The organism is Kutzneria buriramensis (assembly GCF_003387475.1).
Lineage (GTDB): Bacteria > Actinomycetota > Actinomycetes > Mycobacteriales > Pseudonocardiaceae > Kutzneria > Kutzneria buriramensis.
This window is the reverse complement of the sequence record NZ_QUNO01000008.1, coordinates 252,792-278,441: the sequence shown is the minus strand read 5'-3', so window position 1 is coordinate 278,441 and position 25,650 is coordinate 252,792. Positions and strand designations below refer to the sequence as shown.

29 protein-coding genes are annotated in these 25,650 nt (G+C 71.2%); 11 read left to right on the top strand and 18 right to left on the bottom strand.

Features of this window, described 5'->3' with window-relative positions:
* The first annotated feature begins 64 nt into the window (after window positions 1-64).
* The gene (locus BCF44_RS24680; protein WP_116176727.1) at window positions 65-907 is read left to right on the top strand and encodes a GNAT family N-acetyltransferase; all 843 of its coding nucleotides are present in this window, start codon (window positions 65-67) and stop codon (window positions 905-907) included.
* Here the strand turns inward: BCF44_RS24680 and BCF44_RS24675 are convergent.
* Complete coding sequence (locus BCF44_RS24675) at window positions 893-2,422, bottom strand: DUF4419 domain-containing protein (protein ID WP_116176726.1); 1,530 nt, start codon at window positions 2,420-2,422, stop codon at window positions 893-895. The genes BCF44_RS24680 and BCF44_RS24675 overlap by 15 nt on opposite strands.
* An 86-nt stretch (window positions 2,423-2,508) precedes the next feature.
* Here BCF44_RS24675 and BCF44_RS24670 point away from each other — a divergent pair, with 86 nt between their 5' ends.
* On the top strand, window positions 2,509-3,258 hold the full coding sequence (locus BCF44_RS24670) for an alpha/beta fold hydrolase (protein WP_116176725.1): 750 nt from the start codon (window positions 2,509-2,511) through the stop codon (window positions 3,256-3,258).
* 6 nt (window positions 3,259-3,264) lie between these two features.
* On the opposite strand, the gene BCF44_RS24665 is transcribed toward BCF44_RS24670, so the two are convergent.
* Together BCF44_RS24665 and BCF44_RS24660 are read right to left on the bottom strand one after the other, a co-directional pair.
* Entirely contained in the window at window positions 3,265-3,630 is a 366-nt protein-coding gene (locus BCF44_RS24665) for an RNA-binding S4 domain-containing protein (RefSeq protein WP_116176724.1), read from the bottom strand.
* A gap of 12 nt (window positions 3,631-3,642) precedes the next feature.
* Window positions 3,643-4,203: a DUF6939 family protein gene (locus tag BCF44_RS24660; protein WP_116176723.1), complete on the bottom strand. Its 561-nt coding sequence runs from the start codon at window positions 4,201-4,203 to the stop codon at window positions 3,643-3,645.
* 98 nt (window positions 4,204-4,301) lie between these two features.
* Between BCF44_RS24660 and BCF44_RS24655 the strand changes: the two genes are divergently transcribed.
* The 4 genes from BCF44_RS24655 (at window position 4,302) to BCF44_RS24640 (ending at window position 7,025) form a co-directional block, all read left to right on the top strand.
* Window positions 4,302-4,727, top strand: coding sequence for a hypothetical protein (locus tag BCF44_RS24655; protein WP_246015506.1), 426 nt, complete (start codon window positions 4,302-4,304; stop codon window positions 4,725-4,727).
* Complete coding sequence (locus BCF44_RS24650) at window positions 4,721-4,948, top strand: helix-turn-helix transcriptional regulator (RefSeq protein ID WP_116176721.1); 228 nt, start codon at window positions 4,721-4,723, stop codon at window positions 4,946-4,948. Before BCF44_RS24655 ends, BCF44_RS24650 begins: the two co-directional genes overlap by 7 nt.
* Window positions 4,945-5,898, top strand: a complete 954-nt coding sequence (locus tag BCF44_RS24645; RefSeq protein WP_116176720.1) for an NAD(P)-dependent alcohol dehydrogenase — start codon at window positions 4,945-4,947, stop codon at window positions 5,896-5,898. The genes BCF44_RS24650 and BCF44_RS24645 overlap by 4 nt, the downstream gene beginning before the upstream one ends.
* Window positions 5,899-6,179: 281 nt before the next feature.
* On the top strand, window positions 6,180-7,025 hold the full coding sequence (locus tag BCF44_RS24640) for a carbon-nitrogen hydrolase family protein (protein ID WP_246015504.1): 846 nt from the start codon (window positions 6,180-6,182) through the stop codon (window positions 7,023-7,025).
* Here BCF44_RS24640 and BCF44_RS24635 read toward each other — a convergent pair.
* On the bottom strand, window positions 7,022-7,405 hold the full coding sequence (locus tag BCF44_RS24635) for a hypothetical protein (protein WP_116176718.1): 384 nt from the start codon (window positions 7,403-7,405) through the stop codon (window positions 7,022-7,024). The two genes, BCF44_RS24640 and BCF44_RS24635, sit on opposite strands and share 4 nt — an antisense overlap.
* A 14-nt stretch (window positions 7,406-7,419) precedes the next feature.
* Between BCF44_RS24635 and BCF44_RS24630 the strand changes: the two genes are divergently transcribed.
* Window positions 7,420-8,001, top strand: a complete 582-nt coding sequence (locus tag BCF44_RS24630; protein ID WP_116176717.1) for a hypothetical protein — start codon at window positions 7,420-7,422, stop codon at window positions 7,999-8,001.
* 1 nt (window position 8,002) lies between these two features.
* On the opposite strand, the gene BCF44_RS24625 is transcribed toward BCF44_RS24630, so the two are convergent.
* Window positions 8,003-8,518 carry an ArsR/SmtB family transcription factor gene (locus BCF44_RS24625; protein ID WP_116176716.1) on the bottom strand — a complete coding sequence of 172 codons (516 nt, stop codon included), beginning with the start codon at window positions 8,516-8,518 and terminating at the stop codon, window positions 8,003-8,005.
* A gap of 54 nt (window positions 8,519-8,572) precedes the next feature.
* On the opposite strand from BCF44_RS24625, the gene BCF44_RS24620 reads away from it, so the two are divergent.
* Both BCF44_RS24620 and BCF44_RS24615 read left to right on the top strand, forming a co-directional pair.
* Window positions 8,573-9,757, top strand: a complete 1,185-nt coding sequence (locus tag BCF44_RS24620; RefSeq protein WP_246015502.1) for an MFS transporter — start codon at window positions 8,573-8,575, stop codon at window positions 9,755-9,757.
* 246 nt (window positions 9,758-10,003) lie between these two features.
* Complete coding sequence (locus BCF44_RS24615; RefSeq protein WP_246015501.1) at window positions 10,004-11,323, top strand: sensor histidine kinase; 1,320 nt, start codon at window positions 10,004-10,006, stop codon at window positions 11,321-11,323.
* A gap of 132 nt (window positions 11,324-11,455) precedes the next feature.
* Here BCF44_RS24615 and BCF44_RS24610 read toward each other — a convergent pair whose 3' ends face one another.
* From BCF44_RS24610 to BCF44_RS24555, 12 genes are all read right to left on the bottom strand, one after another.
* Window positions 11,456-11,803, bottom strand: a complete 348-nt coding sequence (locus tag BCF44_RS24610; RefSeq protein ID WP_116176714.1) for an RNA polymerase-binding protein RbpA — start codon at window positions 11,801-11,803, stop codon at window positions 11,456-11,458.
* 54 nt (window positions 11,804-11,857) lie between these two features.
* The gene (gene secG, locus BCF44_RS24605; RefSeq protein WP_116176713.1) at window positions 11,858-12,091 is read right to left on the bottom strand and encodes a preprotein translocase subunit SecG; all 234 of its coding nucleotides are present in this window, start codon (window positions 12,089-12,091) and stop codon (window positions 11,858-11,860) included.
* 144 nt (window positions 12,092-12,235) lie between these two features.
* Window positions 12,236-13,021: a triose-phosphate isomerase gene (gene tpiA, locus BCF44_RS24600; protein WP_116176712.1), complete on the bottom strand. Its 786-nt coding sequence runs from the start codon at window positions 13,019-13,021 to the stop codon at window positions 12,236-12,238.
* A 1-nt stretch (window position 13,022) separates the two neighbouring features.
* On the bottom strand, window positions 13,023-14,228 hold the full coding sequence (locus BCF44_RS24595) for a phosphoglycerate kinase (RefSeq protein ID WP_116176711.1): 1,206 nt from the start codon (window positions 14,226-14,228) through the stop codon (window positions 13,023-13,025).
* Between the two features lie 14 nt (window positions 14,229-14,242).
* A complete protein-coding gene (gene gap, locus BCF44_RS24590; protein ID WP_116176710.1) occupies window positions 14,243-15,247 on the bottom strand; it encodes a type I glyceraldehyde-3-phosphate dehydrogenase in 1,005 nt (334 codons plus the stop codon).
* A 245-nt stretch (window positions 15,248-15,492) separates the two neighbouring features.
* Window positions 15,493-16,248 carry a hypothetical protein gene (locus BCF44_RS24585; RefSeq protein WP_116176709.1) on the bottom strand — a complete coding sequence of 252 codons (756 nt, stop codon included), beginning with the start codon at window positions 16,246-16,248 and terminating at the stop codon, window positions 15,493-15,495.
* 25 nt (window positions 16,249-16,273) lie between these two features.
* Entirely contained in the window at window positions 16,274-17,014 is a 741-nt protein-coding gene (locus BCF44_RS24580) for a Crp/Fnr family transcriptional regulator (protein WP_116176708.1), read from the bottom strand.
* A gap of 121 nt (window positions 17,015-17,135) precedes the next feature.
* Window positions 17,136-18,131: a DNA-binding protein WhiA gene (gene whiA / locus BCF44_RS24575; RefSeq protein ID WP_116176707.1), complete on the bottom strand. Its 996-nt coding sequence runs from the start codon at window positions 18,129-18,131 to the stop codon at window positions 17,136-17,138.
* A 22-nt stretch (window positions 18,132-18,153) separates the two neighbouring features.
* On the bottom strand, window positions 18,154-19,113 hold the full coding sequence (locus BCF44_RS24570) for a gluconeogenesis factor YvcK family protein (protein WP_116176893.1): 960 nt from the start codon (window positions 19,111-19,113) through the stop codon (window positions 18,154-18,156).
* 35 nt (window positions 19,114-19,148) lie between these two features.
* Window positions 19,149-20,006, bottom strand: coding sequence for an RNase adapter RapZ (gene rapZ / locus BCF44_RS24565; protein WP_116176892.1), 858 nt, complete (start codon window positions 20,004-20,006; stop codon window positions 19,149-19,151).
* Between the two features lie 109 nt (window positions 20,007-20,115).
* Window positions 20,116-22,059 carry an excinuclease ABC subunit UvrC gene (uvrC, locus tag BCF44_RS24560; protein WP_116176706.1) on the bottom strand — a complete coding sequence of 648 codons (1,944 nt, stop codon included), beginning with the start codon at window positions 22,057-22,059 and terminating at the stop codon, window positions 20,116-20,118.
* 67 nt (window positions 22,060-22,126) lie between these two features.
* Entirely contained in the window at window positions 22,127-22,588 is a 462-nt protein-coding gene (locus BCF44_RS24555; protein WP_116176891.1) for a Rieske (2Fe-2S) protein, read from the bottom strand.
* 174 nt (window positions 22,589-22,762) lie between these two features.
* On the opposite strand from BCF44_RS24555, the gene BCF44_RS24550 reads away from it, so the two are divergent.
* On the top strand, window positions 22,763-23,278 hold the full coding sequence (locus BCF44_RS24550; RefSeq protein ID WP_170217720.1) for an AAA family ATPase: 516 nt from the start codon (window positions 22,763-22,765) through the stop codon (window positions 23,276-23,278).
* A 22-nt stretch (window positions 23,279-23,300) separates the two neighbouring features.
* Here the strand turns inward: BCF44_RS24550 and BCF44_RS24545 are convergent, their stop codons facing one another.
* Window positions 23,301-23,801, bottom strand: coding sequence for a hypothetical protein (locus tag BCF44_RS24545; RefSeq protein WP_116176704.1), 501 nt, complete (start codon window positions 23,799-23,801; stop codon window positions 23,301-23,303).
* A 248-nt stretch (window positions 23,802-24,049) separates the two neighbouring features.
* On the opposite strand from BCF44_RS24545, the gene BCF44_RS24540 reads away from it, so the two are divergent.
* Complete coding sequence (locus tag BCF44_RS24540; protein ID WP_116176703.1) at window positions 24,050-25,597, top strand: helix-turn-helix domain-containing protein; 1,548 nt, start codon at window positions 24,050-24,052, stop codon at window positions 25,595-25,597.
* The last annotated feature ends 53 nt before the right edge of the window (window positions 25,598-25,650 follow it).

Genomic DNA, 25,650 nt, shown 5'->3' with positions numbered 1-25,650 from the left:
AGCAGACTCCCACACGAAAACCGTTTGCCGCGCGGCCACGCCGCTCACGAGACTGCGGAGCACCATGAGGAAACCACTGTTCTGCGGCACGGACCTGGCCGAACGGATCGAACGCGTCGAGGCGGAACTGGTCGCCAAGGCGAGCGCGGCGGCCCGCACCCGCCCCGGCGGCCGGGATGGCTTCGTCCGGCCGATCGCCGGCGGCATCGCCAGCTACGCCGAGGCCGGCTCCCCGTTCAACAAGGTGGCGGGCCTCGGCTTCGCCGGCGTCCCGGCCGCGGACGAGCTGGCCGAGGTCGAGAAGGCGTTCCACGAGCTCGGCGCGCCCGTCGGCGTCGAGCTGCCGAACCTCGCCGATCCGGCCGTCGGCGAACTGCTGACCGGCCGCGGCTACCGTCTCTCGTTCTACGAGAACGTCCTCGGCGCAGCGCTGGACGGTCTGAGCGTGCCCGAGCCGCCGCCCGGCATCGAGGTCCGGCTCCGCCGGGACGACGAGCGGGATGCCACCCTCGACCTGCTGATGGAGGCCATCGACGAGCCCGACACCCAGGGCAACGCCGCCGAGGAGGACTTCCCCCGCGACGTGCTGCGCAACGCCGTCAACGACATGGAGACCGCCGCCGACACCCTCCGCTACCTCGCCCTGATCGACGGCGTCCCGATCGGCACCGGCGCCGTTCGCATGAGCGAAGGCATCGCCCACTTCGCCGGCGCCGCCACGGTTCCGGCCTACCGCCGCCGCGGCGTCCAGTCCGCGCTGATCGCCGCGCGCCTGACCGGCGCGCTCGAAGCCGGCTGCGACATCGCCACCGTCACGACCGGCCCCGGCACCAAGTCGCAGCAGAACCTCCAGGGCCGCGGCTTCGACCTGCTCTACACCCGGGCGATCCTGCTACTCGCCCCATGAGTTCCGCACGTCGAGCTCGGACAACCGGCAGGTCTCCAGCCGGGCGGGGTCGTCGCCGTCGAGGATGACGTCCAGGATCACCGCCAGTGAGTCACCCAACACCGGCATGTCGCTCCGGCTCCCGGCCAGCCGGCATCGGCGGGCCTGACCGGCCACCTCCAGCGGCAGGTCTGCCGGCTCGAACCGGCACAGCACCCAATGGAAGCCCTGGGAGCCGAACACCATCGCGATGTGCCGCCCGTCGGCCAGTTCGACAAAACCGGCGAGCCCTGGCCGGGCGTCCACGTCGTAGGCCCTGCGGTATTCGGCCAACGGCACGATCCGCCATCGGCCGTCCACGGCGGTGGCCGAGCCGATCCGCTCGTAGAGCTCGACGACCTCGGCGGACGCGGTCCACAGGCGGGCCTCGACTGGCGGCCGGACCGCCGGGGTGGTCTCGTGCTCGCGGAGGATCCGGTCCAGCACCGGGCCCATCTCCGGGGTCGCCTCGGTGACGTACCAGCCGGCGATCGGCTTCAGTTCCCAGTTGGGGCTCTGGGTGACGCCGACCAGGCCGGCATGCAGCGCAACCGACTTGTTCTCGCGGGCCACCGGGTTGTTGATCCGCACCACCGCCTGGGACAGGGTGGCCGGCACGTAGTCGGTCCGGATCGACGGGCAGTCGGCCCCGCCGTGTCGGTCGACGACCACATTGCGCGGCTCGCCGATCGGCAGGTCGAGCAGGGGATTCGGGTTGTCGGCGACGCCGTTGTAGCGGAGGTAGGGGTAGAACCGCGCGATCCAGCCGGTGATCAGTTTCCCGCCGTAGGCGTCGGCCGGGTTGTAGATGCGCTGCCAGAACCAGAGGTTCGGGTCGCCGTCGGCCGCCCGCACGAACTCGTCGGCGATCGGCGCCAGCGACCGGACCCACTTCTCCAGCCCAAACTCGGGCAGCCGGTCCATTTTCGACCGGATCTTGCGCCAGTCCTCGACCGTGCCGGTCAGCGTGATCCTCGGGATGCCGCAGACGAACTTCAGCCAGTACGAGAAGTACGGCGAGTAGCCGTCGAGCAGCACTATCCGGCCGGCCGTCCGCTCCACGCTCGTGCTGGTGGTGAAGTCGCACTCGAACAGGTCGGCCCCCGCGGCCCGGCTGGCCACCTCCTTGCCGAACTCCTCGATCAGGTCATGCCAGACCTCGGGGTCGGCCGGCAGGCTGGGCACCGACAGCGTGAGTGCCTCCCGGCCGGCATGCCCGACCAGCTTCGGCCGCAGCTCCTCGGCGTTGAGCCGGACGTGCTGGGCGACGCCCTGGGCGATGGTCAGCCAGATCGCGTCCGGCGACAGCACCAGCGTCCGGTGGTCCGCGAACGCCCGGGACACCGCGTCGAGCAGCGGGTGCACGCCGTCCGGCTCGATCAGCGGCGTGTCCGGGTCACCGCCGAGCGCCAGCACGTCGTCGTAGACGTCGGCCAGGCGCCGGGTGGGCAGCGGCTCGGTCGGCGGCCGCACGTCGTCGACGCGGAAAGTCGTCACGAAAAAACTCTAGGGTGGTGTCGATCGCGGTGATCCCCCGTTCGACGCAGTGGTGACAACACGGGTTGCGCTGAGAGGAAACGGCCATGGGCTACGCGGACGTGAACGGCCTGCACATGTACTACGAGCGGCACGGCGAGGCCGGCGCCCCGCTGGTCCTGCTGCACGGCGGCTTGCTGACCATCGACCTGAACTTCGCCGGCCTGATCCCCACGCTGGCGCAGCGCCACCAGGTGATCGGCGTCGAACTCCAGGGCCACGGCCGAACCGCCGACATCGACCGGTCGATCACCCCTGCGGCCCTGGCCGGCGACGTCGTCGCGCTGCTGGACCACCTCGCCATCGACCGGGCGCACGTGCTCGGACACAGCATGGGCGCGGCGGTCGCGCTCGAACTGGCCGTGAGCCACCCGGACCGGCTGCTCTCGATGGTGCCGATCTCGGCCAGCGTGCGGACGGACGGCATGCACGAGGACCTGATGGACCCGTCCAAGCACGCCACGTCGACGCGGATGCCGACGGCCGAGGACTTCGCCGCCATGCGGGACGCCTACCAGCGCCTGTCGCCGCACCCCGAGAACTTCGAGAAGTTCATGGCGACGCTGTCCGCGTCCAACGCCGACCTCCAGGGCTGGAGCGACAACCAACTGGCCGGCATCACCGCGCCGACCCTGCTGGTGATGGGCGACCACGACTTCGTCACCATCGAGCACGGCGGCCTCATGAAGCAGCTGATCCCCGGCTCGCACCTCGCGGTGCTGCCGAACACCACCCACATGACGGTCACCCGCCGCGCCGACCTGCTGCTGCCGATCCTCGCCGACTTCCTTGACTAAAGCCGACTAGAACTGGCCGAACCGGAACTTGTCCAGCACGCGCCGCTCCCGCTTGGTGGGCCGGCCGGCTCCCCGCTCGCGGCGGGCAACCGGGATCGCGGCCTCCGGCGGGGGCGCGGGCGTGCGGTCGATGAAGCACGTCGCGGCGTCCGCGGCGCCTACCCGCTTCTGGATCACCCGCACGACCTCGACGACCTTCGTCTTGTCGCCGACCCGGGCGCGCACCTCGTCACCGGGCGACACGGTGGTCGCCGGCTTCGCGGGCTTGTCGTTCACGCGCACGTGACCGCCCCGGCACGCCGCCGCGGCGTCCGGGCGGGTCTTCGTCAGCCGGACCGCCCAGAGCCAGCGGTCCACTCGGGTGGACTCCACCTCCCCACTATGTCATCGGCCCGCAACGGTTTTCGAGTCGTCCCAGCGCCCCGTCAGGTGCCGCGCGACCAGCGCCGCGTGTGACAGCGGCGTGGCCAGGTTCGCGACGTCGCCGTTCGTCGTGTAGTCCAGCAGCACCAACGGCCGCTCGGCGCCGAGCTCACGTAACTCCTCCAGCACGTCCGACACGCAGTTGTCCAGCACCCACCGGTAGGCCGGCAGGTAGATCCGCCGCCGCGCGGTCTCGTAGTCCAGCAGCCCGCTCCCCCGCAGCCCGTCCCGATGTCCCAGCACCGGCCCGAACCTGCGGACCGTCCTCTTGAGACCGGACATCCTCGCGACAGTCAGCTTCGACACGTCCACGTCCGCCTCGGCGAAGACCTTGAGCGCCTGCCAGATGCCCTCGACGGACGTCCCGACCTCGCCCGGCGACAGCGGCACCGGGATGCCGCCGTGCGGGTAGAACGGGCTCAGCCGCACCCACGGTTCCGGCCCGCGCGAGGTCACGTCCACCACTGCCACGTCCGCCGGGAACGGGGTTCTCCGCCGCTTGCTCGCCACCTCAACGATCACCCGGACATGGTGCCGAAGGGGCCCGACAGCGTGTTAAGAATGTCTGACATCGTGTCTGAGATTCTTTACATTCGATGCCGTCGAGGGAGGGCAGAGCCGTGGCGTACGAAGAGAAGCGCGCGTGGATCATGCTGGTGGTGTCGGTGGCCGCCTACGCGGCCTACGCCGTGCTGGTACTGAGCAGATCGGGCCCCGGGCCGCTGACCGCGGCGCCGTACGCGGCCACGCTGCTGTGGATCACCGGCGGGTCGATCGTGGCGACGATCGTGCTGAACATCGCGGTGTCGATCGCGTCGCCGCGGGACAGCAAGCGGGACCAGCGCGACCGGGAGATCGGGCGGTTCGGCGACCGGATCGGCCAGTCGTTCGTGGTGGTCGGCGGCGTGCTGGCGATGTTCCTGGCCATCTTCCGGCTGGACCAGTTCTGGATCGCCAATGCCATCTACCTGGCGTTCACGCTGTCGGCGGTGCTGGGCTCGGTGGCCCGGATCGTCGGCTACCGCCGGGGGTTCCAGACGTGGTGAAGCCGACCAGGGTGACCAACTCGATCCGGGCGCTGCGCTTCGCCGCGGGCGAGATGACGCAGGCCGAGCTGGGCGACCGGATCGGCGTCACCCGGCAGACCGTGATCGCGATCGAGCAGGGCCGGTACTCGCCCTCGCTGGAGGTGGCGTTCCAGATCGCCCGCGTGTTCGGCGTCCCGCTCGACGACGTTTTCCAGTACCCGGAAGGAGAATCCCCATGAAGGCGATCGTCCGCGACGGCTACGGCCCGCTGGACGTGCTGCGGTTCGACGACGTCGAGCGGCCCGCGCCCGGCCCCGGACAGGTGCTGGTACGGGTCCGCGCCGCCGGCGTCGACCCGAGCATCTGGCACCTCACCAGCGGCGAGCCGTACCTGATCCGGTTGATGGGCTACGGTTTACGCAGACCCAAAAGACCCGTGCCCGGGCTCGATCTTGCCGGTGTCATCGAGGAAATCGGCCCCGGTGTCACCGAATTCCGTCCCGGTGACGAGGTTTTCGGCACCGCCAACGGTTCGTTCGCCGAGTACGCCGTCACCGCGGCCACCCGGGTCGTGCCGAAGCCGTCGAACCTGACCTTCGAGCAGGCCGCCGCCGTTCCGGTGTCGGCATGCACTGCCCTACAAGGACTTCGCACCGTCCACCCCGGACAGCGTGCTCTGGTCATCGGCGCCGGCGGCGGGGTCGGCACCTACGCGGTGCAGTTGGCCAAGGCTCTCGGCGCGCACGTCACCGGTCTGTGCAGCACCGCCAAGACCGAGCTGGTCCGATCCCTCGGCGCGGACGACGTCGTCGACTACAAGCGGGAACCGCTCACCGGCCGGTACGACGTCATCCTCGACACCGCCGGCGACCGGCCGCTTTCCCAGCTACGCCAACACCTCACGCCCAAGGGCACCCTGATCATCGTCGGCGGCGAGGGCGGCGGCCGGTTCGTCGGCGGCGTCGCCCGAACCCTGCGCGCGGCCCTCCTCTCCCCCTTCGTCGGCCAGCAACTCCGCGGCCTGTTCGCCACCGCGCGAGCCGAAGACCTGCGCGAGCTGCGCCGGCTGATCGAGGACGGCGCCGTCACGCCCGCCGTCGACCGCACTTTCCCGCTCAGCGACGCCGTTGCCGCCATCCGCCACGTGCGGTCCGGGCAGGCCCGCGGCAAGGTCGTCGTCACGCCGTAGCCCGTGCTACGGTTCGCACGGCGTGGCCCACGCCCAACCTCCACGAGCCGGCCCCAGCCCGGCTCCCCGCGGAGGCAAAGGGACTTCCTGTCTCGGGTCGTCGTCCGAAGCCGTCCGTTCCGGGCGCGTGCGTCGCTGGGGGATCGCCGGTCCGGGACGTGGAAGGCCGAGACGTGACCGCCAGAGGGAACTTCAAGCGCCGGGTCCGGGCCCGAGCGGCCAGGACCGGGCAGTCCTACACGACCGCGCTTCGGCACTTCCGTCGGACATCGGGAGACGAGATGCCGAAGACGAAGACCCTGCGGCTCGCGGCGGCGCGCACCACGCTGCGCCAGGATCCGCGGGACGCCGAACTGCTGCGGGAGAGCGGGCGGGAGATCCGCCGGCTGATGCGTGACGCCTACGCGGCGGGCGCGCGGCTGGTGGTGTTCCCGGAGGGCGCCACCTGCTCCCCGCACAAGCGGATCATGTCGGCGGACCCGAACCGCGTGGGTCCGGCCGACTGGGGCCTGGTCGAGTGGGACGTGCTGCGCGACGAGCTGGGCCGGATCGCCGACCTGGCCCGGGAGCTGGGGCTGTGGACGGTGGTCGGCGCCGTGCACCGGCTGACGCCGCCGAACCGCCCGCACAACAGCCTGTACGTGCTGTCCGACAAGGGCGAGGTCGTCACCCGCTACGACGAGCGGATGCTGTCCAACACCAAGGTCAGCTTCATGTACACGCCGGGATCGGCGCCGGTGACCTTCGAGGTCGACGGCGTGCGGATCGGGCTGGCGCTGGGCATGGAGGCGCACTTCCCGGAGCTGTTCCTGGAGTACGAGCGCCTCGACGTGGACGTCGTGCTGTTCGCGACCGCCGCCCCGACCGAGGTGTTCGCCACCGAGGCGCAGGCCCATGCCGCGACCAACAGCTACTGGGTCGGCTACGCCGCCGACACCTCGGCCGGCGTCCTCTCGCCGGCCGGCGAGTGGCTGGCCCGCACCGGCGACGAGCCGATCGCCGTCGCGGACATCGACGGCAACGCGGAGAACCTGGCCCGGCCGTGGCGGCGCACCGCCCGCGACGGCGTCTACGAGCCGCACCTCATCCGCGACGACCCGCGCAGCGAGGACAGGGCCGGCTTCTAGCCGGGTTGGAGACGCCCGTCGCCGGTCAGCGTGGCGGGCGTCTCCCACCACGTCACGGTGCCGCACGCACCGTCAACGGAGTGCTGCACCGGGGCGAAGTCACGGCGCACGGTCAAACCCGACCCGTCGGTGACGGTGAGCCGCATCGTCGCCGACGGGTCGGCCCTGGCCGGGATCATCAACTGCACGGGGCGTTTCGCGTCGGCCTTGGTGACGGACTGGCAGCGTTCGCCGACACAGGCATGCAGCGTGTCGCCGGGATGGGTCGCGAACCAGGCCGCGGCGTTCAACCCGATGCCGGGCGACGGAATCATCGGCAGGTTGCAGCGCCCGCAGGCCACGAGGAACAGGAGGGGTACGAGCAGCAGCACCGACCTCATCCCACAATGTCACCATGGATCCCGCGCTGGCGAAGGCGATTGACGACGTCGAGGCGACGTTCGCCGGCTACCCACGGCGGGCGGTACTGGAGGGCTGCCCGCACTGTGTCGGCGATGTCCGGGTCGAGGACCACGACCTGTTCTCCCTGACGATCCGGTTGGGCAACACCGTCGGCGCCGAGGCCGACGTGAAGGCCCTCCTGCCGACGCTGCTCCGGAACCTCGTCACCGGCGACGAACTCGACCCAAGCATCGTCCTCGGCAAGGTCGCGCCCAGCTGGCCCGAGCACGAGCGGCAGGCGGTCGCGCGTTTCCTGGACGTGGTCTGGCGGCAGCTACTGGCGGATTTCCCGCCGAACCTGGGCGCGTTCCACGACGTGCCGACCTTCCTGCGGGCGGTGCCCAATCCGGACCGTTTCCTCGAATCGTGGCCACCGGGTTCGGCGCCGGACCGGCATCTGGCGGCTTACGTCCTGACGACAACCGACGACTGGGCTCATCGGAGCGAGGTTCGCGACCGGCTGTTGACGGCGTTCGAGCGCGACCAGGACGAGCCGTGGGCCGACGAATTCGCGGTGGCGTACGACTTCGTCTGACTCAGTCGGCCAGCCGGTGCAGGACCACGATGCCGCCGTAGGCCGGCTGGTCCGCGCGCTGATCGTCGCCGGTGGTGTACTCGTCCAGCAGCGCCATCAGCCGACGGTCGAGCTCCGCCGCATCCGAGGCCGACAGGTGGAGCGCGAATCGGACGAAGGTCCGCACCGACTCGGGACCGGCGGCCCGTAGCTCGTGCTGTAGCGCCTCGACAGGCGCGAACGCGGCGTCCGCGCCGGTGCCGGGCTGGTCGTCGAGCCACCACGAGCGCGCCTTCGACCGGTACGGCTTCTCCAACGCCCCGCTGTCGCCGCTGCGCACCGGTGCCTGCTCCAGCAGCCCGGCGGCGACCAGCTGCCGCACGTGGTACAGCACCGTGCCGGGATCCCGGTCGAGCCGCTCGGCCAGCTGCTTGTTGGTCAGCTCCTGCTGCCAGCACAGCCGCAGGATGCGCAGCCGCAGCGGATGGGCCAGGGCCTTCGCCTCACGGTCGGAGGCGTCACGATGCGGCAGAGCCATGGTGGACAGCCTACATCGATGGAGTTTTCCCCATCGATGGGAGATACTCCATCGGTGACCCCGTACTGGCGACTGTGGATTTCGGACGGGTTGTCGAACCTGGCCGACGGCGTGCTCAAGGTGGCCGTGCCGCTGATCGCGGCCGGCCTGACCCGCTCCCCCACGCTGATCGCCGGCCTGGGCGTGGCGTTCACACTGCCTTGGCTGGTGTGCGCGCTGCCGGCGGGCGCGCTGGTCGACCGGCTGGACCGCAAGCGGGCGATGCTGGTCGCCAACGCGATCCGGGGCGCCCTGCTGATCGTGCTGCTGGGCGCCCCCTCCATCTGGGCGCTCTACGCGGTCGCGCTCTGTGTCGGCGTCACGGAGACGATCTACGACACGTCGGCGCAGTCGATCGTGCCGCAGCTCGTCGGCCGCGATCAGCTGCCGCGAGCCAACGGCCGCCTGTACGCGGTCGAGCTGATGGCCAACGAGTTCGCCGGGCCGCCGCTGGCCGGGCTGCTCGTCGGCCTTGCCACCATGGCCGCATTCGGTGCGCCAATCGCACTCTGGGCCGCCTCCGTGGCCGTCCTCGCGACGCTGCCCGGCCGCTACCGGGTCGAACGATCCGAGCCCAGCACGATCAGGGCCGACATCGCCGAGGGTCTGCGGTTCCTGTGGCGGCATCCGGTGCTGCGCACGTTCACCGTCTCGGTCGGCCTGTTCAACCTCGCCACCAGCGCCGCGTTCACGATGCTCGTGCTCTACGCGGTCGCCCCGAAGGGCCCGATGGGTCTGTCCGAGCAGGCCTACGGCGTGTTGCTCACCGGCACGGCCGTGGGCAGCCTGGTCGGCTCGGTGCTGGCCGAACGGATCGAGCGCGCGCTGGGCCGGTCCCGGGCGCTGTGGATCTCCTATCTGGTCGGTGCTGTGACCATCGCGACGCCGACCGTGACCACCGATCCGGTCGCCGTCGGCATCGCGCTGTTCACCAGCGGTGTCGGCGTAATGGTGACCAACATCGTGATGGTGTCGCTGCGCCAGCGCCTCACACCGGACCACCTGCTCGGCCGGCTCAACAGCGCGCACCGGCTCGTCGGCTGGGGCACGAAACCGCTGGGTGCTGCGCTCGGCGGAGTTCTGGCCGACCTGCTGGGCCTGCGGCCGGTGTTCGCGGTGGTCGCGCTGCTGCCGCTGCTCGCCCTGCCGGGCCTGATCCGGTTGGCCGGTGACACTCCGGACTCGGTTGACCGGATCTGACAACCGCCGAAGGTCTGGTCTTTTCGGCTGGCTCTGAACACCGTTAACAGGTATCTCGGTCGATACGGCGTGTGACGAAACGTGCTAGCCTCCCGGCAAATCCGCAGGTCAGTGGATACATGGGGTGACGGGACGAGCACCCGGCGTGTGCATCTGCACACAAGTTTCGGACGGCGCGTCCCGAACGAGTGTTAGGACTGTCTAAGAGCACAAGACTCACTCGCCCTGCCCGAGGAGGACGGAGCCGTGCCGAACCGGCCGCGCCACGCCGTGAACGGTCCCGACATGCCCCCGGTCGGTGTGCCGGCCCAGCGCGACAACGACGACAGGATCTGGCCCGGCGAGCCGATGAGCGGCGCCGAAGCGGCCGACCTCGTCAGCACCGTCCTGCACGAGCCGGCGCCCACCCGCGAGCTCCGCGACCGCGCGGTGCGCTTCCTGCGCCGCCACAGCGGCCCGCTCAGCGACGTCGGCGCCATCGCGCTGGGGCTGCTGGACGTGCTGCTGGTGGTCCCCAAGGACGCCGAGCTCTACTCGTACATCCTGTCCGGCGTCGCCTGCCTCGCGCTGGTGCTGCGCCGCCGCTTCCCGTTCCTCGTGCTGCTGGCCACGGTGCCCGGCTACCTCGCCGGCTGGTCCCAGCTCGCCGGCATGATCGGGCTCTACACGCTGGCCAAGAAGCAGGCCTGGCGCTGGCAGACGATGGCCGGCGCGGTGCTGATGATGCTGTGCCGGTTCGTGGTGTGGCCGCTCGACGAGTTCTTCGCCCAGGACTGGGCGCACCAGGTGGAGAACCTGCTGTGGGCCGTGGTCGACGCCGGCATGCCGCTGGCGCTGGGCCTGCTCGTCACCACCCGCAAGGAGCTGGTCCGCCGGGTCACCGAGCTCGCCGCCACCCGCGAGCGCAAGCAGCAGCTACAGGCCGAGGCCATCCGCCTGGAGGAACGCACCCGGCTGGCCCGCGAGATGCACGACGTGGTGTCGCACCAGGTCACCCTCATCGCCATGCAGGCCGGCGCGCTCAAGATGACCGTGACCGACGCCGAGTCGCGCGAGATCGCCAACACCATCCGCCGGCTGTCCACCAAGACGCTGGAGGAGCTGCGCCAGCTCGTGGGTGTGCTGCGCACCGCCGGCGACGACGACGGCCGCCCCGACCTGACCGACCTGCGCCGCCTGGTCTCCGACTGCGGCCTGGCCGTCACGCTCAACGTCGACGGCGACATCGAGGCGATCCCCGCCCCGGTGTCGGCCGCCGCGTACCGGACCGTGCAAGAAGCACTGACCAATGTGGGAAAGCACGCCCCGTCGGCCGCCGTGTCCGTGCTCGTCCAGCTGGGCGAGGACGAGCTGGTGGTGCGGGTGCGCAACGGACGGCCCCGAGGACAGCGGACCCCTGCCCTGCCCTCTGGCGGCCATGGCCTGGTCGGACTCTCCGAACGGGCCGAGCTGCTGGGAGGCAGCTGTCACGCCGAGCCGAGTCGGGACGGTGGGTTCGTGGTGACCTCACGGTTCCCGCTCGCCCTGCCCGGGGTGGCGGCGCCGCAGGCTCCCCAGCACGCGTAGAAGGCGGTTGGGAGGGACGCCGGCGCGGGTATCCCTCCCAACCTCCGCCGCTACGAGCAGCAAAAGCCGCCTTGCCCTCGAATTCGGGAGCAAGGCGGCTTTTCGCGTTCACATCGGATCGCGCTGAGGGTGCTAGAACTCGCCCTCGCGCTGGGCCCGGAGCTTGGCCAGCGCCTCGGCCAGGATCGCCTCGCCGTCCGCGTCGGAGCGCCGCTCCTTCACGTACGCCAGATGCGTCTTGTACGGCTCGTTGCGCGGTGGCGCCGGCGGGGCCTTCTCATCCCGCCCGGCGGGCAGCCCGCACCGCGGGCAGTCCCACGACTCCGGCTCCTCGGCCTCCAGGGCGAACGACGGGCGGGACTCGTGGCCGTTGGCGCACCAGTACGACACCCGATGCCGGGGCGCGGACTCGCCGCGCTCCGACTCGCCCATCGGGCCCGATCCGACTCGGGTACCGCGGATCGCGTTACCGCCAGTCATCGACCCTCACACTCCCACAGGACGTGGTTGAACAACCCCAGTTGGACGCGGTGCTCAGCCGAGCTTGGCCAGCAGGCCGATGCCGAGAATGGCGATCACCCAGATCGCGGCGACGAACAGGGTGATCCGGTCCAGGTTCTTCTCGACCACACTGGAACCGGACAGGCTCGACTGCATGCCGCCGCCGAACAGCGAGGACAGACCGCCACCCCGGCCGCGGTGCAGCAGCACCAGCAGGATCAGCAGCAGGCTGGCGACGATCAACAGGATCTGCAGGAACAGGTTCATCTCACCCTCGCTGTAAGGCGTATAGACGCTACAGGTTACCTGTTCCGGCCCCGGCTTCGGAGCACGGTCCGGAAAGGCGCGGTCACGGAAAACGCACCGGGGCCCCGCCGCGCCAGCGCCGGGGCCCCGACCTGCGACAACGATCTACGGCAGCGGCCCGCCGGCCGCGAGCGCGCACAGCTTGGCGAACTCGTCGCCGTCCAGGCTCGCCCCGCCGACCAGGCCGCCGTCGATGTCGGGCTGCTTCACCAGGTCGGCGATGCTGCCGGACTTCACCGAGCCGCCGTAGAGCACGCGGACGGTGTCGGCGACCTCCTGGCCGTACTTCTCGGCGATGGCGGCCCGGATCGACCCGCAGACCTCCTGCGCGTCCGACGGGGTGGCCACCTTGCCGGTGCCGATCGCCCACACCGGCTCGTAGGCGATCACCACCTTCGCCACCTGCTCGGCCTTGAGGCCCTTCAGGCCGGCGATCAGCTGGGTGTTGCAGTGCTCCAGGTGGCCGTCGGCCTCCCGGACCTCCAGCTTCTCGCCGACGCACAGGATCGGCGTGAGCCCGTGCTTGAGCGCGGCCTTGACCTTGCGGTTGACCAGCTCGTCGTCCTCGTTGTGGTACTCGCGCCGCTCGGAGTGCCCGACCACCACGTAGGTGCAGCCCAGCTTGGCCAGCTGCGCCCCGGACACGTCGCCGGTGTAGGCGCCCGAGTCGTGCTGGGACAGGTCCTGCGCGCCGTACTTGAGCAGCAGCTTGTCCCCGTCGACCAGGGTCTGCACGCTGCGCAGCGAGATGAACGGCGGCAGCACCGCCACCTCGACCTTGGCGAAGTACTTCTCCGGCAGCGAGAAGGCGATCTTCTGGGTCAGGGCGATGGCCTCGAGGTGGTTGAGGTTCATCTTCCAGTTGCCCGCGATCAGCGGAAGCCGTGCCATCTCAGTCCTCCAACACCTTCACGCCCGGGAGCTCCTTGCCCTCCAGGTACTCCAGCGACGCGCCGCCGCCGGTGGAGATGTGCGAGAAGCCGTCCTCGGGCAGACCCAGCTGGCGCACGGCCGCGGCCGAGTCGCCGCCGCCGACCACGGTGAACGCGTCGGAGGCGACCAGCGCCTGCGCGACGGCACGGGTGCCGCCGGCGAATGCCGCGAACTCGAACACGCCCATCGGCCCGTTCCAGAACACCGTCTTCGCGTCCGCGAGCTTGCTCGCGAACAGCTCGCGGGTCTTCGGGCCGATGTCCAGGCCCTCGCGGTCGGCCGGGATCGCGTCGGTGGGCACGACCTCGTACGGCGCGTCCTCGGCGAAGGTCGTCGCGGCCAGCACGTCGACCGGCAGCACCAGCTCGACGCCGCGCTTCTCGGCCTCGGCCAGGAAGCCCCTGACCTGGTCGAGCTGGTCGGCCTGGAGCAGCGAGTTGCCGACCTCGTGGCCCTGGGCCTTGAGGAAGGTGTACGCCATGCCGCCGCCGATGAGCAGCCGGTCGACCTTGGTCAGCAGGTTCGCGATGACGCCGAGCTTGTCGGACACCTTCGCGCCGCCGAGGACGACGACATACGGCCGAGCGGTGTCTTCGGTGAGCTTGCGCAGCACCTCGACCTCGGCCAGCACCAGGCCGCCGGCGTAGTGCGGCAGCTTGGCGGCCACGTCGTAGACCGACGCCTGCTTGCGGTGCACGACACCGAAGCCGTCGGAGACGAAGGCGGCCTTGTCGCCGACCAGCGACACCAGGTCGTCGGCGAGCGCCTCGCGCTCGGCGGCGTCCTTGCTGGTCTCGCGCGGGTCGAACCGGATGTTCTCCAGCAGCGCCACACCGCCGTCGGTGAGCGCCCCGACCACGGACCGGGCCGAGTCGCCGACGACGTCGGCGGCGAGCGCGACCTCGGCGCCCAGCAGCTCGCCCAGCCGGGCGGCGGCGGGGGCGAGCGAGTACTTGGCGTCCGGCTCGCCCTTGGGGCGGCCCAGGTGGGCGGTGACGACGACCCGCGCGCCGGCCTCGCTGAGGCGCTTGGCGGTGGGCAGGAACGCCCGGATGCGGCCGTCGTCAGTGATCTTGTCGCCGTCCAGCGGGACGTTGAGGTCGGCACGCACCAAGACGTGCCGACCCTGCACGCCCTCGGCGATCAGGTCGTCGAGAGTCTTCACTTGCGGTTGCCCTCTCAGAGCTTCGAGGCGACCAGCGCGACCAGGTCGGCGAGGCGGTTGGAGTAGCCCCACTCGTTGTCGTACCAGCCGACGACCTTGACCTGGTTGCCGATGACCTTGGTCAGCGGCGCGTCGTAGATGCAGGACGCCGGGTCGGTGACGATGTCCGCGGACACGATCGGGTCCTCGTTGTAGCGCAGGTACTTCGACAGCGCGCCCTCGGCGGCGGCCTTGTACGCGGCGTTGACCTCGTCCACGGTGACCTCGCGGCCGACGGTGACGGTCAGGTCGGTGGCCGAGCCGGTCGGCACCGGCACGCGCAGCGCGTAGCCGTCCAGCTTGCCCTTCAGCTCCGGCAGCACCAGGCCGATCGCCTTGGCGGCGCCGGTGGAGGTCGGCACGATGTTCAGCGCGGCGGCGCGGGCGCGGCGCAGGTCCTTGTGCGGCGCGTCCTGGAGGTTCTGGTCCTGCGTGTAGGCGTGGATGGTGGTCATCAGGCCACGCTCGATGGTGAACGCGTCGTGCAGCACCTTGGCCAGCGGGGCGAGGCAGTTGGTGGTGCAGGAGGCGTTCGAGATGACGGTCTGCGAGCCGTCGTACTGGTCGTCGTTGGCGCCGAGCACCACGGTCAGGTCCTCGCCCTTGGCCGGGGCGGAGATGATGACCTTCTTGGCGCCGCCCTCGTCGACGTGCTTGCGGGCGGCCGCGGCGTCGGTGAAGAAGCCGGTCGACTCGACCACGACGTCCACGCCGAGGTCCTTCCAGGGCAGCTTGCCCGGGTCGCGCTCGGCCAGCGCCTTGATGACCGTGCCGTCGACCTGGATGCCCTCGTCGTGCAGCGCCACCTCACCCGGGAAGCGGCCCAGGATGGAGTCGTACTTCAGCAGGTGCGCCATGGTCGCGACGTCACCCAGGTCGTTGAAGGCCACGATCTCGATGTCGTGCCCGCTGGCCTTGACCGCCCTGAAGAAGTTGCGGCCGATGCGGCCGAAGCCGTTGACACCTACGCGAACCGTCACGGTGTGTCTCCTCGAAACTCGAACCGGTCGAATGCCGGAGCCCAGTAGATGCGGCGACGCTGCCTGCCGGCAACACTAGCGTTACGAAGTAGCGCTGGTCACAGTGGTATGGCAGCTTTCTTGATCGAGCCAGCCGAGGCTGCTCCGTTCGGGCTAGGCGGCCCTCTTTATTGGTCCAGACCATGCCCCTCGCTTCGCGCCGGATCCGATGTCCGGGGCCACATGTGCGTCAAATGCGACCGTCATCAACGGCGGTGGTTCTGGACGACACCGCCGTTGATGACGTGAGCCTGGACACCGTAGTTCTCGCCGGCGTTCATGACGCTCGTCACCGGGCCCGGCCGCGTGGCATCCGTCTCCTCGACCGGTGCAGAAGCCTGCGGGAGGTCCTCGGCGATGAAGGCGGCCAGAGTACGGGCGTCGAAACCCGGCACCGCGACCCAGGCGCGAGCGGTGAACTCCTTGTTGGTCACGGCCAGCTCGGCGAAGTCCGTCGGCCGCGCGTGCCTGGCCCAGTCGTGACGGAAGACGCTCTGGTAGACGGCGTCGGAGACGATGATCGCGGTGCTCATCGAGCCGTCCGGCCGCTCGGCCATGCAGCGGCGGGCCAGCGCCTTGAACGCGGGCGCCTCCAGCAGCCGGGCGCGGGCGATGTTGGACGGGTGGAAGCCCTGCCCGTCGGGCAGCGGCCCCACCTCGACGGCCAGCCGCAGCCGCAGCTCCAGCTTGTTCCACTTGTTGTGCTCGGCGACGATCGGGGCCAGCGCGGGCCCCAGGTCGACGGCCTGCCCCAGCAGCGCGCTCGGGAAGGCGTAGAGCCAGCCGTCGCCGGTGTACTGCGCGTCCACGGCGTCGTCGCGCGGCACGCCCGCGGCGTCCATGCCGCCGGCCAGCAGCGTCTCGAGCACGGTCGTGACCTGCGGCAGCAGGTGCGGGGCGGTGCTGGCGGACTCGATCACATCCACGCCCAGCAGCGTGCGGAATTCGGCGGCGGTGGTCACGTGGAGGCCTCCAACTGGCTCAGGGTCAGCACGCACGTGTGGAGTCTCGCGGCGCGAAGTCCTCCGGTCTCCCGGAAAACCGGGAGACATCGCCGCGACCCGGCCGCCAGTCCGGGTCGGCGAGGCAGCGCTCCAGCAGCTGCGGGTCGGGCAGCAGGTAGCTGCGCCGCCCCGTCTCCAGCAGCCGGTCGCCGCGCAGCTGCTTGAGCACGTGGTCGACCGTCTTGGCCGACGCCGTCACGAACTGCGCGATCTCCAGCTGGGTCAGGCCCTTCACCCGCAACCCGCCGCCGGCCGCCGGCTCGCCGCTGGACAGCGCCCAGCTCAGCAGCTGCCGCGCCACCCGCACCGACACCTCGAACGACGCGTGCAGCCGCTGCCGCTGATCGGCCTGGAACAGCCGGGTGCTCAGCACGTCGCTGACGAACGCGAACAGGGACGGATGCTCCCGCAACAGGTTCCGGAAGGTGTGCGCCTCCACGTGCAGCGCGACGCCCGGGGTCCGGGCGATCACGTCCGCGCTGCGCGGCCGGTCGCCCATCACCCCCATCTCCCCCATCAGCTCGCCCGCGCCGTAGAAGCCCAGGATCGAGTCGGCCCCGTTCGCGCCGTGCAGCACCACCTTGACCTTGCCGGACTCGATCAGCAGCACCTCGTCGCTCGGCGCGCCCTCGGCGATCAGCACGTCGCCCCGGCGGAACGGCCTGGTCCGACCCGCGTTCCGGAGCAGGGCGCGGACCTGATCGGCTAACCGGTCCTCGGTCATGTCACGTTCCCCTCAGCGACGAGCGCAGCCATGGTCGCGGCACCGGCGCTCGGCAGCAAGGTCTGGATCGGGTGGCAGCCGACTGTTTGCCGGGGCAAGGACCGGGGAGCGGCGGGCCCGCTCAGACGTCGGCCTCCTCGGCCTCCAGCATCTCCGGCGTCACGGCCGACTCGGTGTCGGGCACGCCCATCTCGTGCGCCCGCTTGTCGGCCATGGCCAGCAGGCGGCGGATCCGGCCGGCGACGGCGTCCTTGGTCATCGGCGGCTCGGACAGCTGTCCCAGCTCCTCCAGCGACGCCTGCCGGTTGCTCAGCCGCAGCCGGCCGGCGGTGACCAGGTGGTTCGGCGCGGACGGGCCGAGGATGTCCAGCGCCCGCTCCACGCGGGCGGCCGCGGCGACGGCGGCGCGGGCGGACCGGCGCAGGTTGGCGTCGTCGAAGTTGGCCAGGCGGTTGGCGGTGGCCCGGACCTCGCGGCGCATCCGCCGCTCCTCCCACGCCATCACGGAGTCGTGCGCGCCCAACCGGGTCAGCAGGGCGCCGATGGCGTCGCCGTCCCGGACGACGACGCGGTCGGCGCCGCGCACCTCCCGGGACTTGGCCTGGATGCCCATCCGCCGGGCGGCGCCGACCAGCGCCAGCGCGGCCTCCGGGCCCGGGCAGGTCACCTCCAGCGCGCTGGAGCGCCCCGGTTCCGTCAGCGAGCCGTGGGCCAGGAAGGCGCCGCGCCAGGCCGCCTCGGAGTCGCAGGTGCCGCCGGACACCACCGGCGCCGGCAACCCCCGCACGGGCCGGCCGCGCGGGTCCAGCAGCCCGGTCTGGCGGGCCAGGCCCTCGCCGTCCTTGACCACCCGCACCACCCACCGGGTGCCCTTGCGCAGCCCGCCAGAGGTCAGCACGTGCACGTCCGAGTGGTGCCCGAACAGGTCGTGGATCTCCTTGCGCAGCCGGCGCGCGGCCGCGCCGGTGTCCAGCTCGGCCTCCACGACGACCCGCCCGGCGACGATGTGCAGCCCGCCGGCGAACCGCAGCAGCGAGGAGACCTCGGCCCGACGGCAACAGGTCTTGGCCACGGCCAGCCGGCTCAGCTCGTCCTTGACCGCGCCGGTCATCGCCACGGGTGGTGCCCTCCGCTTCTACTCACACTCGGTCGTGCAGTCCGTGCAGTTGCAGCGCGTCCCGGAGGCTCAGCGCCAGCGCCGCCGGATCGTGCCGGTCGGCGGCGCCGCCGGCCGTCACGGTCGACAGGTGCGCGGTCGCCCCCAGGGAGGCCGCCGCAGTGCGCAGCCGCTCCGGGGTCGGCACCGAGTCCACGTCGGCCACCACGGCGTCCACCCGCAGTCTCGGTGCGTGTTGGCAGAGTACGTCCAAGTGGCGTTCGGGGGAGAAACCGGCGGTCTCACCTGGTTGGGGGACCAGGTTTAGGACGACGACCTTGCACGCCGCCGTGTCCACCAACGCCTCGTGCAGCTCCGGCACGAGCAGGTGCGGCAGCACGCTGGTGAACCAAGATCCAGGTCCGAGCAGCACGACGTCCGCGTCGAGCACCGCCTGGACGGCCTGCGGGCACGCCGTCGGCGGACCGTTGCGGTCGGCCCGCAACCGGATCCGCTGTACCTGACCGGGTGTGGTGGCGACCGCCACCTGTCCCCTGATCCGGCGAACGGCGGTGACGTCCTCGTCGAGTCCCGTGACGTCCGCCTCGATGTCCAGCGGAACATTGCACATCGGTAACACCCGGCCGCGCAGGCCCATCAGCCGCGCCACCTCGTCCAGCACCGCGACCGGATCGCCGAGCGTCTCCAGCAGGCCGGCGATCAGCAGGTTGCCCACGGCGTGCCCGGCCAGCGCCCCGTTGCCGCCGAACCGGTGCTGGAACACCTCGCTCCACATCCGGCCGGCGTCGTCCTCGGCGGCCAGCGCGGCCAGCGCCTTGCGCAGGTCGCCGGGCGGCAGCAGGCCGAGCTCGCGGCGGAGGCGGCCGGAGGATCCGCCGTCGTCGGCGACGGTCACCACGGCCGTCACGTCCGGCGTCAGCAGTCGAAGGGCACGCAGCGTCGCCTGCAATCCGTGGCCGCCGCCGAGGGCGACGGCTCGCAGGGGCTGGTCATGCGCGCCGGCGGGCTGCACGGGGATCACTCGCGACCCAGGTCCCGGTGCACGACCTTCACCGTCATCCCGTCCTCCGTCGACAGCAGTCCTGAAAGTTCTTCGGATATTGCCACGCTCCGGTGCTTACCACCGGTGCAGCCCACCGCCAACGTCAGGTAGCGCTTTCCCTCCCGCCGGTAGCCGGCGCCGATCAGCTTGAGCAGCTCGTGGTAGCGGTCCAGGAACTCCTCCGCGCCCTCCTGGCTCAGCACGTAGTTGCGCACGTCCGCGTCCAGGCCGGTCTGCTCGCGCAGCTCCGGGATCCAGAACGGGTTGGGCAGGAAGCGCACGTCCATCACCAGGTCGGCGTCCATCGGCAGGCCGTACTTGTAGCCGAAGGAGAGCACCGTGACCCGGGTGCGGGCGCTGGTCTCCGAGCCGAACGTGTCCTCGATCTTGGCCCGCAGCTGGTGCACGGACAGCGCGCTGGTGTCCAGCACCAGGTCGGCCGCCTCGCGCAGCGGGGTCAGCAGCATCCGCTCGGCGGCGATGCCGTCGGCCAGCCGGCCGTCACCCTGCATCGGGTGGCCTCGGCGGACCGACTCGAAGCGGCGCACCAGCACGTCGTCGGTGGCCTCCAGGAACAGCACGCGGGGCTTGTAGCCGCGGGCGTCCAGGTCCTTGATGATCGCGGCCAGGTCGTCGGTGAAGGCGCGGCTGCGGACGTCCATCACCACGGCGACGCGGGTGATCGCGCCGCGGGCCTGCGCCCCCAGCTCCACCATGGTGGCGATCAGCTCCGGCGGCAGGTTGTCCACGACGAACCAGCCCAGGTCCTCCAGGCACTTCGCGGCGGTGCTGCGGCCGGCGCCGGACAGCCCCGTCACGACGGCGACTTCGATACCCGACTTGCTGTTGGCGGGTGCACTCACGAGCGCACCTCGCTGGCGCTCGGCGCGCTCGCGAGTGCAAGCACTACTGCGCTCAATGGTGCGTTCGCAAGCTCACTCACTACTTTTCCCTTTCCTTCCCGGCACTCGCCAGGGTGGCGTGCACGGCTTCGGCGGTGCGCCGGCCGACGCCGGGCACCCCGCTGATCTCATCCACGGTGGCCTCACGCAGCTTGCGCACCGACCCGAAGTGCTTGAGCAGCGCGGCCTTGCGGGTCTGCCCCAGGCCCGGCACCTGGTCCAGCTCCGAGGTCGTCATCCGCTGGCCGCGCTTCTGCCGGTGGTAGGAGATCGCGAAGCGGTGAGCCTCGTCCCGCACGCGCTGCAACAGGTACAGCGCCTCGCTGGTGCGGGGCAGAATCACCGGATCGGGTTCACCGGGGACCCACACCTCCTCCAGGCGCTTGGCCAGGCCGATCACCGCGACGTCGGTGACGCCGAGCTCGGCCAGCACGTCCGCGGCGACGGCGACCTGCGGCGCGCCGCCGTCCACCACCAACAGGTTCGGCGGATACGCGAACTTACGCGGGCGACCGGTCTCCGGATCGATGCCGGGACGGTCCGGATCCACCGCGCCGGCGGCCTCCTGCTGGTAGCGCGCGAACCGGCGGCGGACCACCTCGGCGATCGAGCCCACGTCGCCGCCCTCCGCGCCCTCGCGGATCGCGAACCGGCGGTACTCCGACTTGCGGGCCAGGCCGTCCTCGAAGACCACCAGCGACGCCACCACGTCCGTGCCCTGCACGTGGCTGACGTCCGTGCACTCGATGCGCAGCGGCGCGGTGTCCAGGCCGAGCGCGTCCTGGAGCTCCTGCAACGCCGCCGACCGGGCCGTCAGGTCGCCCGCGCGGCGCAGCTTGTGCTGGGCGAACGCCTCCTTGGCGTTGCGCTGCACCGTTTCCATCAGCGCGCGCTTGTCGCCGCGCTGCGGGATGCGCAGCTGCACGCGGGAACCTCGCAACCCGGACAACCAGTCGGTGATCGCCTCCGCGTCGTCCGGCAGCTCCGGCACCAGCACCTCGCGCGGCACCGCGCTGCCCGTCTGCTCGGCGTCTTCGGCCATGTCGGCCTGGTCGCCGTAGAACTGGCTGAGGAACTGGTCCACCAGGCCGGCGGTGTCGGTCTCCTCGACCTTGTCCACCACCCAGCCGCGCTGGCCTCGAACCCGGCCGCCGCGCACGTGGAACACCTGGACCGCAGCCTCCAGCTCGTCCTGCGCGAACGCCACCACGTCCGCATCGGTGCCGTCGCCGAGCACGACCGCCTGCTTCTCCAGCGCCATCCGCGCCGCGTTCAGGTCGTCGCGCAGTCGCGCCGCCCGCTCGAACTCCAGCTCCTCCGACGCCGCCAGCATCTCCCGTTCGAGCCGCTTGATCAGGCCGTCCGTCTTGCCCGCGAGGAAGTCGCAGAAGTCCTCGACGATCTCCCGGTGTTCGTCCGCGGTCACCTTGCCCACGCACGGGGCCGAGCACTTGTCGATATAGCCCAGCAGGCAGGGGCGGCCGATCTGGCCGTGCCGCTTGAACACGCCGTTCGAGCACGTCCGCGCCGGGAACACCCGCAGCAACAGGTCCAGCGTCTCCCGGATGGCCCACGCGTGCGAGTACGGGCCGAAGTAGCGCACGCCCTTGCGCCGGGGGCCGCGATACACGTGCAGGCGCGGGAATTCCTCGTGCAGCGTCACCGCCAGCACCGGGTACGACTTGTCGTCGCGGTAGCGGACGTTGAAGCGGGGGTCGAACTCCTTGATCCAGGAGTACTCCAGCTGGAGCGCCTCGACCTCGGTCGCCACCACCGTCCACTCGACGCTGGCCGCCGTCGTCACCATCTGCGCGGTGCGCGGATGCAGCGTCGTCACGTCGGCGAAGTACGAGGACAGGCGACTGCGGAGGCTCTTGGCCTTGCCGACGTAGATCACCCGGCGGTGCTGGTCGCGGAACTTGTACACGCCAGGGTTGTCGGGGATCGTGCCTGGTGCTGGGCGATAGGTCGACGGGTCGGCCACCCGTCAAGACTACGGCCGTGGTCCGACAGTTCCCGCACGCGGTCGGCGACCGCGTGCGGGCGGGCCGTCAGGCCAGGACGACGGCGGCGCCGTTGACCTTCACGTCGACGGCGGTCAGGCCGGTCGTCGCGGGGCCGCGCTTGAGGGCGCCGGTGCTGGCGTCGAACTGGCTGCCGTGGCCGGGGCAGGTGATGGTGCCGCCCTGCGGCGTGCCGACGGTGACGCCCTGGTGCGGGCACGCCGCGCTGAACGCCTTCACCTGGCCGGCGCTGGGCTGGACGAGCAGCAGCTTGCCGGTGCCACCGGGCTCGTCGACCAGCGTGCCGCCGCCGACCGGGACGTCGGCCAGCTTCGCGACCTCGGTGCCGGCTGCGGCCTTCGGCTGGTTGTTGTTCGCGGGGCCCGACGCGTCGCTGGTGGACGCGCTGCTGCACGCCGTCGTGACCGCGCCGCCGGCGACCAGGGCGGCGACCAGGCCGCAGAGCACCTGGCGGCGGTTCGGGTTGGCGATGACCTCGGGCGTAGTCAAGACAAGCCTCCGTGCGAGCGTGGTGGGGAAGACACAGTCCACCAGATACACGTGGATGTCAGGTCAGGGGTTCATCCGCATTGGCTGTGAAATCGCCTGGAATGGCAACCTCGGGAGTTCCTCAGAAATTCGCTGGACGCCATCGGAAAACTGTCCGTTGTGACGGATCAGCGCGTGCTCGTCCTGAATGGCCCGGCCGGAATCGGAAAGTCGACGGTGGCCCGCGAACTGGCCGCCCGCACGGCGAACGGAGCGTGGATCGAGGGGGACGCGCTGAAGGCGTTCGTCGTCACGCGCGACCGGCATCGGCCGCGCGGCCTGTCGTTCCGGGTGGCCGGCGCGGCGACCGGCGTGTATCTCGACGCCGGATTCGAGCTGGTGGTGTTCGACTTCGTGTTTCACGACGCCGACATGGTCGAGCAGTTCTCGCGCACGCTGCCGGCGGGCGCGGACCTGCACGTGGTGACGCTGTGGGCCGATCTCGCGACGGTGACGGCGCGCGAGAAGGGCCGCCCGGGCCGCGAGCCGCTGCGCGAGATGGTCGCGGTGCACTGGCGCAAGGTCCGGGACAACCTGTTCGAGCTGGGTGCCGTGGTGTCGGCCGACGGCCCGGTCGCCGACGTCGTGCTCGCGGTGGAACGCGCCGTCGACGGCCGGGTCGGCGCCTACCCGCGCCCCGAACGCGGGTAGGCGCCGATTCCCCGCGACAGGGTCAGTTGGCCGCGCTGGCGATCGTCCTGGCCACGGCCAGCACGGCGGTGAACGGCGGCAGCCAGTGCCGGCTGAAGGAGGGGGCGTTGGCCCACCGCACCCGCCCGTACGGCGTCATGGTGGGCGGCAGCACGATGCTGCTGGGCGAGCGCACGAACCGGATCTCGGACGGGGTGCGCAGCTGCGCCGGCAGCAGGGCGACCAGCTCGGCCAGGAACACCCAGTTCTCCTGCGGGCTGGGGATGACCAGCGTCGGCCCGGCGAGCATGCGGGCCCGCAGCTCGGCGAGCACGGCGGAGCCGATGCGGGCCGGCATCACGAGCGCGGTGGTGGTCGGCCCGAGCGGCAGCAGGACGCCCTGCTCGGTCACGTTGACCCGCCAGCCGAGCATCCGGTAGTTGGCGACGACCTCGCCAAGGGTCCGGCCGAAGCTGCCCTCCGGCGGCTGCGGCGGCTGCACGACGGCCTGCGGGGCTCGTGGCGGCTGGGTCGAGGTACGCATGGCGGACGTCCTCCCGGGTCGGGCGGTCGCTGCGGCGTTGGCCGGCGGGTTCGTCGCCGGGCGCCCTGGTGTCCGTGCAGCGTGCGCCGACCCGCCGGGCCTCCGCCAAACCGCACCCGGATGGGTTCTATCCGGCCGCTGCATCACCGGTCCGGATGAAGGGCAGGCGATTTCATGCATGAGGTGAATAGACACGCTCTCACCAGCGATTACACTGTGAACACGCTCAGTGACGGGGGCGAGGTGCCATGGAACCGGTGAGGTTACGGCAGGCCAGCACCGGACGAACATGTCCGTGTGGCGCCCGCATCGCGGCGGACAACTCCGACCGCCTGTGCACCGCCTGCCGCCGCGCCGGCCGGGCCGGCGGCTTCGGCCCGCCCCAGCTGGCGGACGGCTTCTGGGACCACCCGGCGCTCGCCGAGGCGTTCGCCGACCAGGACATGGGCGCGCTGATCGGCGCGTACCGGCACCACCCCCAGCACCCGCACCGGATCACCCAGGACCGGATGGCGGGCTGGCTCGGCATCAGCCAGGCGCAGCTGTCCCGGTACGAGAACGGGGAGAACCCGATCGACCGGATCGACAAGCTGCGCGCCTTCGCCGAGGTGCTCGGGGTGCCGCCCGAACGCCTCTGGTTCGACCGCACGGGCCCTCCCCGACCCCGTGACCCCGAGGGCTCATCGGCCCAGGACGTCTTCTCGCCGTCCTGGGACGCGCTGAGCACTGCCCGGTCCGCCGAAGAGGTGACGAGGAGCGACTTGACTCTCAGCAGAAGGGCGGCGCTGACCGCAGGCGCCGCGATAGCGGTAGGACCCTCTCTCGTCGAACCGATGCAGCACTGGCTGACGCCGCTGCAGCCGCTGGCCAAATGGGCGGCCGGCGGCGCGATCAGCGGCGACGAGCTGGCGGCGATGCGCACGGTCGTCGACGGACTGCGCGGCTGGTCGGGCGGCGGCGGTGTCGCCCGCAAGGCGGTGCTCGGGCAGCTCAACGAGCTGGCCGAGCGGCTGCGCAGGGCGCCGGACTCGCCCAACACGCAGCAGGCGTTCCAGGTGGGCGCGGAGCTGGCCAAGATGGCGGCGAGCATGTCGTTCGACGCCGGCCTGCACGACTCGGCGCAGCGCTACTACGTGCTCGCGGTGCGGATGTCCAAGGCCAGCCGCAACGAGCCGTTCGGCGCGCTGTGCCTGGCCTCGATGGCCCGGCAGATGTTCGACCTCGGACGCCCCGAGGACGGGCTGGAGCTGGTGCAGCTCGGCCAGTACGGCACCCGCCGCACGGCCACGCCCGGGCTGCGGGCGCTGCTGCACACCCGCGAGGCGTGGGCGTACGCGCTGCTCGGCCGGGTCAACGAGTTCCACCGGGCGGTCGGGCACGCGCAGGAGTGCTTCGCCGCGCGGGACGGGGCGAGCGAGCCGCGCTGGAACGCGTCGTTCGACGAGGCGGAGATGGAGGGGGTGATCGGCGCCCGGCTGCGCGACCTGGCGCGGCACGATCCCACCCAGGCCCCGCTGGCCGAGCGGCACATCCGCCGGGCGCTGGCGCTGCGCGACCCGTCCAAGGTGCGCAGCCGGGTGTTCGACGTGATCGGCCTGGCCCGCACGCGGCTGGCCACCGGCGAGCCGGAGGCGGCGTGCGAGCTGATCCAGTCCGTGCTGCCGATGGTGGTGCGGCTGCGGTCCGGCCGGGTGCGCCGCAAGCTGCAGGATTTCGTGACGGAATCGGCGCACTACCGCCAGATCAATGCCGTCCGCGAGGTCCAGGATGCGATCAGGGCCGTCAGAACGGCCTGACCGATGGTGTGAAAGGACCATTCCTGACATCGAACGTCAGGAATGGTCCTTTC